The organism is Pseudomonas sp. FW507-12TSA, assembly GCF_058781435.1.
Genome location: NZ_JBYSWT010000031.1, coordinates 81658 through 90606, shown reverse-complemented (window position 1 = coordinate 90606; position 8949 = coordinate 81658). Strand labels below are relative to the sequence as shown.

Genomic DNA, 8949 nt, shown 5'->3' with positions numbered 1-8949 from the left:
GCCAGATCTCCCTGGCCAGCTTCACCAACGAACAGGGCCTGCAGCCGATCGGTGGTACCCAGTGGAAGGAAACCTACGCCTCGGGTATCCCGGGTTATGACGCACCCAAGACCGGCACCTTGGGCGCGATCCAGTCCAACTCCCTGGAAGAGTCCAACGTCAACCTGACCAACGAGTTGGTGAACCTGATCAAGGCCCAGAGCAACTACCAGGCGAACGCCAAGACCATCTCCACCCAGAGCACCATCATGCAGACCATCATCCAGATGGGCCGATGATGCGCTGATGCCGATAAGCAAACAGCCCCTGGCTCAAGGGGCTTTTTTGAAAGCAGGGTCTAGTCCTGAAATAGATTTACACTTTCTGACCTTTCCTCAGGAGGAACCAATGGATTCGGGAAAAAAGCCCCGACAGATGCCGAGGCGAGGAATTACCTAGAGGCTTATGTCTCCACTGTGGGGGCCTCTGTCGAAGCCCTTCCACGTACTCTCAGATCAAGCCAAAACATCCCAGGTCAACGCAACCGCTGCGCCTGGAACACTTGCAGCGAGCCACAGCCCCTGACCAGCGGGAAGAAATAATGGGTATGGCAGAGCAAGCTCAGAGCCTGTGCCGACAGCCGAGCTCGCGTTTGCGGAGAAAATGATTGGCTTGGATTGGTCGGCAATGCTCGAAGGAGCAGAAGTACCAGTGAACACTCCCACTCCGCCGTTGGACGTGCTGATGAGGCAAGTGCTAACAATCACACCTGAGGTGTTTGCCGCAGGAGCTACAACCTGAACCACATTGCTACCCGGGTTTACTGTCAGGTAATTCTTGCCAACTTTTACTGCGTTCATATTAACCACCTATTGAGTCGAATGTTGTATCGCGGAGAATTCCGCTTTCATGTCGCTCAAAGGCGATGAGTTGAAGCTCTTGGCTTTCTCGGTTGGCGAACTGCAAAAACAAGTCCACCAGGATCTGAAGACAACATGCTAAAGCCTCGCAATATCACGGGACCCTAGTGGCTTCTTAGAACACGTTATTCCAGGTGTAGCTACCGGTTTTCCACTGGTGGTCCGGATAGAACACTCGAGGAGGCTTGATTGTCGGGGTGTAGCCGAAACGAGCCCAGACCGGCCGCTCAGTTACGATCGCGAAGCTGCCATTCGCCTGCAAGCGGATAGTTGCACCAGGATGACCAGCAGTGCCGCTCTGCCACAGCGGGGCATTGTTTGCCGCATAGATAACGAGGTTACCATCGCCTTGCATCACGCATCTCACGGCACCCTTGTTCTGTGTGTAGGTTGCCCAGACGACGCTGAAGTTCGGACCGTAAACCACCAGGTTGCCATCCCCTTGGAAGACGAGGGAGTGATCACCAGCGCTATAGAACTGGCCTGGAACCAACTCGGTATTGCCATCGATGATCATCGCCGCCCCCACTGCCGGAGTGAACAGACGACCATTAGGTGCGAACCAGTGAGGAATGGTATCGATGGTTACAATATTCCCGTCATCCTGAACCTGGGTGAACGCGCGCAGCGACGCATCTTCACGCGAACCCATGGTGGGATCGCTCGGAGTAGTCGCCCAGATACGACCACGCAAAGGGTCATCCAGGACGAAGCCATAGTTCATGAAGACCATCATGGGGTCTTTGGTATTGCCCTTGCTCACCTCCGTGAAGGGAGTGCTCTGGTCGGCAACCCATATCGCTTGGGCACCGTCATACAGCGCAAGGTTGCCATCAGCCTGGAAGATCAGCTTGAAGCGCTTGTTGGGAGACTGCAGATACTGATTCGGCTTCATATAGTAACGAGCCGGCAGCACAGAGGAGCCGTTGTCAGTAAAGTCGTATCGGATATAAGCCATGTTTTTACCTATTGAGTCGAATGATTATTTGCGGAAAATTCCGCTTTCATGTCGCTCAAAGGCGATGGGTTGAAGCTCTAGGCTTTCAGTGACTGCCTAATGGAAACTAGTCCACGTTTTGGGCGCTGGGCGCGGGTAACACATCATAAGTAATAAAGACCAGAAGTTGGCCACCATTCTCATAAGCCCAGAGGCCGTTACCAGGAGGTAGATAGACTGGATTTGGGAGTGTCTCTGAACTTGACCACGCCATCAACAGCACCGGGACACCCGGACCACTCCAATAAGAAGGCTCAGCTGTACCGGTCGAAATAAACGAGAGGCTACTGCCTACGATCTGAGTAGTACGCAGGATGATTCCATTAACGTTCGCAGACGGTGCAATAAGCTGTTGTTTCCGTGTGACGTTGGCAGAAATGAACTTCTGGCCAAGTGTTACTGGTTCCATGATTTTCACCTTTGAGTCGAGTAAGTGATTGCGGAGATTTCCGCACTCATGTCGCTCAAAGGCGATTGCTCGAGGCTCAAGGCCTTCACACGGGTCGAGAATGTAAGCACCAACAACGCAGTGGGTTTCGCTTCTGATACACCCGAGGAGTGGAATTACTATCTCAGCAAAATACTGTATATGCAACCAGTATTAATTCTGGCTGTTCGTATCCACGGTCAGAAGGCCTCACCCGACCGGCCTGGTCTCGTCATCGACACTCCAGAAACGAAAAAGCCCCAGCGGATGCCAGGGCCTGGGAACAAAATACCCGCACAAGGCGGGCATTTCGGGAAATTGCTGTTTCAGATCTGATGGCTGTAAAACAGCGAGTACGACTCGATACCGTCGTTGGGCTGCTTGATACCAGCGTTGGAGTAGTGCGTGGCACGAATGCCGACCTTCTGAGTCTCGCCGATCTTCAGGCCAGCACCGATGCGGTCTTCGAAGTTAAACGCCGAACCGAACTCTTGGTCACCTGCGGAGGTTCCGGAGAACACCGCCACCCCAATACCTGCCTCAACGAATGGTTTCACGTTGCCGCTACCGAACTCGTAGACGAACACCGGGGCGAAAGACAGCGAGTGCGCGCCACCGGAAGCGTCTCCCGCCTCCCAATAGGTATAGCCCGCGTCCCAGTAGCCCGTGAGGCGTCCTGTATTGGACTCAAACCAGCTCTTGTCCCAACCGAAACCCATACCTACCCGGGCAGTAAGGCCACCTTGACTAGTGGCACCAATCGCACCTGACAATTCCGCGGCATTCACACCAAAGGACGCGCAGGAAAACAGTAAAGCACCCAGCAGAATTTTCTTCATTTTATGACCAATAAGTACTGATTATGAGAGGTGTAAGCAATCACCGACGGCTAAGAGGCGTTGAGCCATCAAATCGTTCAATGAAATTTTCACCTGTCATTTTTAACTTATGATTTGGCCGTTTTACCTATGGGTGGCGCAGATTCATTAGCGAATACAGCAACTAAAAAACCCGGCTCAATGTCCGGGTTCTGTACGGCTACAAGCGGCTCACAGCATTTGGCTGGACGGCTGATCACATCGCAAAGAAGGTCGGCAAGACCCGCCAGCACGTCAAACAAGTGATGACGCTCGGCAATGCCAACGTAGGCGTTCAACAACTTGTCGCCTCGGGCCAGGTATCCGCTACAACTGCGGTACAGGTAGTGCGCCAGCGCGGCGAGGAAGCGGGCAAGGTGCTCGGCGGTGAACTGCAAAAGGCCAAGGCCACCGGTAAGTCAAAGGTAACGGCTGGATCGATGCACGAGCCAACGACTCCACGCTTGAAGCCATCCGCACCGCGGCACAAGCGCTGATCAAAACCTTGCCGGAAGGCAGCCTTGAAAGCTCAGGGCCTATTCTGAGCCTGCCTGCACATCTTGTTCTGAAGCTGCACCAAGCGATTGCCGCTGCCGATCAGGGAGCCTCGCAAATCAATTGCGAAGCCCTCAATCACCCGGATAGAAAAATTGAATTCCCCATGAAGGGGTTCAGTCCACAACTATGAGTACAGTAAATCTGACGAGGTAACAGCGATGACTATCGAAGCAGAGACACTGGTTGAACTGACCGAGACCCTGAAGAGCAAAGGCATGGTTCTCCTATCGGACGTGACGTTCATTCGCGCCCCATACCGATACAACCATCGCTGGGTGTGCAGCGTAGAGTAACGCTCGCCACAATCACCAAAGCCACTCTGTCTGCCGGCACTGGGCTCCCTCCCCGCGCCGGCACCGTCGTACCTACTCCCCTCCTCTGACTCCGCGCCCTAAGGCATCCTCATCGACCAGGCCCTCGAAGGTGTTGCCGATCCCGACAGTGAGCTCGGCATCGATGTCCTGGTGCAAGGCCTGATCACTCGCCTCTTCACTGATGGGGCAATCACCACTGATGAATTCAACCACTACTGCAAGCGCTTGGACGTCTGTCAAAAGCGCAAGGAGGCAGAATGTCCACATCCCCAGTCAAGTCGCTCATCGATGAGCAGTTGGAAGACATCACCGCTCACAACCTGCGCGATGCCTATACCTGGCCGAGCGCCGAGGTTTCTTCGGGCCGCCAGTTGAACAGTATGCGGAGACTGGTTACCGCGATCGGGTACGGCAAGTGCTGCGCTATCGCGTGGCTCAGTTGGAGCAGCGGCAATGAGCGGTGCCGGCGCGCACAAGCGCGGCCAGCAGTTGGCGATCCGCTGCGCAAAACTCCGTCGCGATGGCCTGTCCCTTTCCGAGGTGGCCCAGACAAACGGCATCAAGAAGGAGCAGGCCAACCCCAAGATCATCCTGCGCGAGCGGCTTCTGTCCCTGGTCGAGACGCAATCGCCCTGCTCTGCTGGCGCAGCTCCATCCCTGCTCTCGTCCTCTGCACGACTGCAATGCTGATCATTGCCCTCACCGTTCACCTCGCCCAATAACCCACATCTTTCACAGCTGCGCATCGGCGCGGCGGGAGATAGTCATGTCCGCACCAACCCGCGCCCTGTGGGAACCCATGCGGGCACGTCGAGAAGTACAGTGAAGTGCGGCGAGACCTGGAGGTGCAGCCATGACCTACACGCCATCGCCAGACGCATCCGCAAGCAGTACAGCGAGTAACCCTTCCCCCAACAATGCAAGCCTGCCGGCGATGGCGGGCGAGGAATTCCTATGGCCAATACAAAGGCAGCGCAGGCCGTAGAGCTTGCGCCCCGCTTCATCACGCAATGAAGGCTCCGGCATACCTCGGTATGTGCAGAGAAGAATTCAAGAACACCGTCAGGCCGCACCTGACTGAGATCCGCATCGGAAAACAGGGTGTGGCATTCGATCGCGATGAACATCATCGATGGGCAACGTGGGCTACACAATGACCTGGTCTTTCCCTACGGACAGCCTGAACAGTTCGGGCCAACGGCAATGCATAGGATGAATGAATCGGCCTGGAAGAAAGCCAGGGTCTGCGCAGCTGACAAATGGGAGAAGGACCATAAGTCATCAGCGCACCCTGGATTCAGATCAATCAGAATTCACGACTTGAAGCACTCCTTTGGCAGAGGCTGCGTGCAGCAAACGTGATAGAGGAAGATCGGAAAGCGTTGTTGAGTAACAAGAACGTCAGCATCACGAGCCACCATTCTACCCCGGAGCTGCAGCATCTGATTGAGGCAGCGAACAAAGTATCAGCGACCGATTCGCGAGGGCCGGCACTAACCATCTTGAGGAGGAAAACGGTTTGAACCCCCGCAAATCCCTGGGCATGAAAAAGCCCAACCTGTGAAGATTGGGCTAAGTCATTGAAAAATATGGTCGGGACGGAGTGATTCGAACACTCGACCCCTAGCACCCCATGCAAGCGGACACATCTACAGGCCGCTAAACACAAGGCTTCGCGTCAGGCGCTCGCTGCAACGGCACCTAACAGTCATGAACCATAATTTACAAAGTCACTCGGAAAGTCACTCGGCCTTTTGGTCCCTCCTACGGCGTCCTGCCGACCGAACACCATCCTCTACCCCATACACCTCGTCGCCTCAAATAGCTGCCCCGCTCAACCTAGATTACTGTATGCACATACAGCACTGGACTTGAGGCAGTACCATGCACCCCGACATTGAAGACACAGCAGACTGGCTGGGTATTCCCACGACAGAAGAAATGCTGCAGCAGCACATCGTCTTGCTTGAGAACGAGATCCATGAGCTGAATCAGCAGTTGCGCACAGCCCGGGAAAACATCCACAAGCTAGTAGGCCTGTATTCGAATGCAGAGCGTGATCGCGAGGAAGTGCTAGTCAGGCTTCGCAGCATGGCAGCTGAGGCCACACAGCATCGAAACAAGGCCCTAGCGCTTGAGTCCTCGTGTGAGTTTCTGCGGCGCACAAACGAGGATCTTCGCAGGCAGATACCAAGGCCCAGCCAGCGCCGGTAGTTATGGTCTTCCAGCAACTCCTTCATAAGCCTGTTCACACGTTACTCCCCTACTCCGGCTTTGATCAGCCTCTGCTGCCAGGTCTCCCGCTCGCGCGTCAGCGCGCTTGAACAGCTCGGCAAGCACCAGGGCGGTGCGGGTTGCTGCCGCGCTTGCGGCGGCAGTGCAGGAATTGCTGCTGGCCGTACGCTTGAGGCGCTCTGTGAGATCGTCGACGGCCCGCTGCAGGCTATCAGCAGCAGAGCGAGCGGTAACAGCATCAGCGACCGCGCTATCGATTTTCCGTTGTCCATCCTGCACCGCCTTGTTGATTGAGTTCTGCCGGGCCTGCTCTTTGTCGCGCTCTGCCCGCTCATCGATGGCCCAGGCTTGCTTGTCGCCGGCGTCCCGGTTGCTCCAGCGCACCTGCCATTCGGCATCCCTCACTGCCTTGCCGTGGCCGTAGACGCTGAACAGAGCCCAGGCTTCCAGGCCGGCCAGCAGCAAGGCAGCCAGAGCAATTCCGCCAACCTTCAGCACTAGGGCGTTCATGCCAACACCTTCAGCGCCAGTTCATAAATGGCCTTGCGATCAGCCGCGCCATTCGGCACCCGGTCCGGCTGCCCAGTGTTGATAATGCTGCCGATGTCCTGGATTCGGCCGGCGTCGGCCAGATCGTTCAGGCCATGAGCGGCCCACCACCAGGCGGCCGACTGTGCCGCGTGCTCGGCCTGCTCGAGCAGCTCAGGCTGGGCTTCTAGAGGCAGACCCAGGCCTTCGCCGGCGGCACGGTAGTTCGATCTGCCGGTGACCTGCAGCAAGCCGCGGCCACGAAAGCGCCAGCCATCGCCAGAGGCCTCCGGGCCGTTGCCCATGCGGCCGCCATACACTTTGTTGGCGATCTTCTCAGGCTGACGAGCGCAGGTGGCAGCGGTCTCCGCGGTGAACCGGTTGGGCCAGGTTCGCGCCAACGCCTCGGCGCTGTAGTTCAGGTTCTCGACGAGGCTGCGCAACTGGCCAGACTCATGCCCGACCTGGGCCAGAAACGCCGCATGGCGGATCCGGCTATCGATCTTCCAGCGAGCCATCGCGCGGTTGAGTGCAGGAACAAAAACGCCGGCTCGAGGGCCGGCGTTCGGAAGGATCTGCAGCAGTTGCTGCTCTGTGAGTGGCATTGGATTTTTCTCCAGGCAAAAAAATACCCGCTCGATGGCGGGTGATGGTTATTCAAACAGCGTTAAATGGACGCAGAAGTCAGCATAAGAATTGTTGCTCTAGCCTCGGCCCTGGCTGCTCTAATCTCTTCAGGAATCTGCGTGCCTTCTTCGAGTAGCGCGAAAGCATGCCAGTCGGTTTCTTTAAGATAGGCCCGGGCCCGACTCAGACTGATTGAATCAGTCAGGTCCTGTTCGGTTTTGATCTGTTCAAGCTTGCTCAAGTCGATCATTTACTGAGACCTCCAGCGGTTCGCCAGCTGGCGAAACTACCTTAAGCATCACCGACCTGGTGTCCGGAAACCTTACTGGGCCAGCGCGCACATCAAGAACAATTGGCTCCGCCGGGTTCCGGTACTCCTCAGGACTGTCTGAAGTCACAGGAAGGCGTAGCGTGAAGCTCAAAACCCCATCAATACGGCTGACAAATTCACTCTCAACAAAGAACCGGTTTCCAACCGCGGCGCCGGGCAGCCGGTATCCATCAGGGATGCCGGAAAGGTCGATTGACTCGCCATTGATTGTGATTACATCACCGGATACTGATGCCGTGAGCGGCCAATCAACCAAATCTGCCCATAGTTTGATTTTCATTACTTCCACCGTCCGATAGCCAGGATATTCCCCGAAAACGTTTGTGCTGTCGCACCGTTGCGCCCAAAAACGAACGCGGTTGTGCTCGGGGCCTGAGTGTTCTTGATGCTAAAATCATTACCGGCAGAGGGGTATAAAGTAGCCATCAGCGCGGTATTTCCAGTTGCAAATACAGAGGGGATTGCAGCCGATATCGTGAAGTCTGTATTGGCTGGCACGGAGGCCGCAGTAGAAATCGGGCCTTGTATAATGCATTGCCCATTTGCATATTTGAAAACATCAAAACCACTAACTACAGTTCTCGACATAAGACCGCCTGCCGTTTGCGGGTCAAGAACAGCAGACGCCATCGTCACATCGACACCCAGCGCAGTTCTGGCAGCGGCTGCACTATTAGATCCAGTTCCCCCCTTCGCAACAGGCAGCACGTCATAGTTCCCTGTCGTGCCGAGATCGGCCATCTTCTGGCCGTACTGATTAGTCCAGTCTCTAACCTGATCAGCCAGCCCTTTCTGATAACCCTGCACAGGTACTACCGCATAGGGTTGCACCGATGCAGTAGGACCAAGGTAAGCGGGCAGGACCGATATTACAGTGTCGCTCGCAACATTCTGTAACTCGTACTGACGACCATCAGGACCGATAAACGCATCACCAATTCGCGTGTTCGCAGCGAAGCCGGTACTCACGCCGGTTACTGTAGTTGATCCATTTGTTACTGATACTGTCCCCAATCTATGCCATGCCATAGCTCGGTGCTCTCCAGTTAAAAACCACTCGGTGGCGGGCTTAGCTAGGTGTTCCGCATAAGCTAACTCGTCGGGTCAAATGGGTATGGATATTTCGATGCATCTATATACATACAGGAAGGCCGGGGCTCATACGAAAGAGAGTAT

At 55.6% G+C, this 8949-nt stretch carries 13 protein-coding genes and 1 pseudogene; 6 read left to right on the top strand and 8 right to left on the bottom strand.

Features of this window, described 5'->3' with window-relative positions:
* The coding region (locus tag AC3WK8_RS25555) for a flagellar hook-basal body complex protein (RefSeq protein WP_492574085.1) at window positions 1-278 on the top strand (278 nt) is incomplete at its 5' end.
* A 216-nt stretch (window positions 279-494) separates the two neighbouring features.
* On the opposite strand, the gene AC3WK8_RS25550 is transcribed toward AC3WK8_RS25555, so the two are convergent.
* Window positions 495-839 (bottom strand): hypothetical protein, encoded by a 345-nt coding sequence (locus AC3WK8_RS25550; RefSeq protein ID WP_146043291.1) that lies wholly within the window; start codon window positions 837-839, stop codon window positions 495-497.
* Between the two features lie 175 nt (window positions 840-1014).
* Window positions 1015-1857, bottom strand: a complete 843-nt coding sequence (locus AC3WK8_RS25545; RefSeq protein ID WP_103326182.1) for a putidacin L1 family lectin-like bacteriocin — start codon at window positions 1855-1857, stop codon at window positions 1015-1017.
* A gap of 496 nt (window positions 1858-2353) precedes the next feature.
* On the opposite strand from AC3WK8_RS25545, the gene AC3WK8_RS25540 reads away from it, so the two are divergent.
* Window positions 2354-2659, top strand: a complete 306-nt coding sequence (locus tag AC3WK8_RS25540; RefSeq protein ID WP_158250063.1) for a hypothetical protein — start codon at window positions 2354-2356, stop codon at window positions 2657-2659.
* Here AC3WK8_RS25540 and AC3WK8_RS25535 read toward each other — a convergent pair.
* Complete coding sequence (locus AC3WK8_RS25535; RefSeq protein WP_085599435.1) at window positions 2650-3162, bottom strand: acyloxyacyl hydrolase; 513 nt, start codon at window positions 3160-3162, stop codon at window positions 2650-2652. The genes AC3WK8_RS25540 and AC3WK8_RS25535 overlap by 10 nt on opposite strands.
* Window positions 3163-3353: 191 nt before the next feature.
* Between AC3WK8_RS25535 and AC3WK8_RS25530 the strand changes: the two genes are divergently transcribed.
* The 4 genes and pseudogenes from AC3WK8_RS25530 to AC3WK8_RS25515 all read left to right on the top strand — a co-directional run bounded on the left by AC3WK8_RS25530 (window position 3354) and on the right by AC3WK8_RS25515 (window position 6266).
* Window positions 3354-3677, top strand: coding sequence for a ParB-like helix-turn-helix domain-containing protein (locus AC3WK8_RS25530; RefSeq protein ID WP_442964148.1), 324 nt, complete (start codon window positions 3354-3356; stop codon window positions 3675-3677).
* 828 nt (window positions 3678-4505) lie between these two features.
* A complete protein-coding gene (locus AC3WK8_RS25525) occupies window positions 4506-4742 on the top strand; it encodes a hypothetical protein (RefSeq protein WP_103326181.1) in 237 nt (78 codons plus the stop codon).
* A 411-nt stretch (window positions 4743-5153) separates the two neighbouring features.
* Window positions 5154-5575, top strand: a pseudogene (locus AC3WK8_RS25520) (tyrosine-type recombinase/integrase); the annotation flags it as partial.
* 361 nt (window positions 5576-5936) lie between these two features.
* Window positions 5937-6266 carry a hypothetical protein gene (locus tag AC3WK8_RS25515; protein WP_103326180.1) on the top strand — a complete coding sequence of 110 codons (330 nt, stop codon included), beginning with the start codon at window positions 5937-5939 and terminating at the stop codon, window positions 6264-6266.
* Here the strand turns inward: AC3WK8_RS25515 and AC3WK8_RS25510 are convergent, their stop codons facing one another.
* The 5 genes from AC3WK8_RS25510 to AC3WK8_RS25490 form a co-directional block, all read right to left on the bottom strand.
* Window positions 6267-6797: a DUF2514 family protein gene (locus tag AC3WK8_RS25510; RefSeq protein ID WP_103326179.1), complete on the bottom strand. Its 531-nt coding sequence runs from the start codon at window positions 6795-6797 to the stop codon at window positions 6267-6269. It lies immediately after the preceding gene.
* Entirely contained in the window at window positions 6794-7420 is a 627-nt protein-coding gene (locus tag AC3WK8_RS25505) for a glycoside hydrolase family 19 protein (RefSeq protein ID WP_103326178.1), read from the bottom strand. Before AC3WK8_RS25505 ends, AC3WK8_RS25510 begins: the two co-directional genes overlap by 4 nt.
* A 62-nt stretch (window positions 7421-7482) precedes the next feature.
* Window positions 7483-7692, bottom strand: a complete 210-nt coding sequence (locus tag AC3WK8_RS25500) for a hypothetical protein (RefSeq protein WP_103326177.1) — start codon at window positions 7690-7692, stop codon at window positions 7483-7485.
* A complete protein-coding gene (locus AC3WK8_RS25495; RefSeq protein ID WP_146043290.1) occupies window positions 7670-8053 on the bottom strand; it encodes a hypothetical protein in 384 nt (127 codons plus the stop codon). The genes AC3WK8_RS25500 and AC3WK8_RS25495 overlap by 23 nt, the downstream gene beginning before the upstream one ends.
* Window positions 8053-8802 (bottom strand): hypothetical protein, encoded by a 750-nt coding sequence (locus tag AC3WK8_RS25490; protein WP_146043289.1) that lies wholly within the window; start codon window positions 8800-8802, stop codon window positions 8053-8055. Before AC3WK8_RS25490 ends, AC3WK8_RS25495 begins: the two co-directional genes overlap by 1 nt.
* Window positions 8803-8949: the final 147 nt, after the last annotated feature.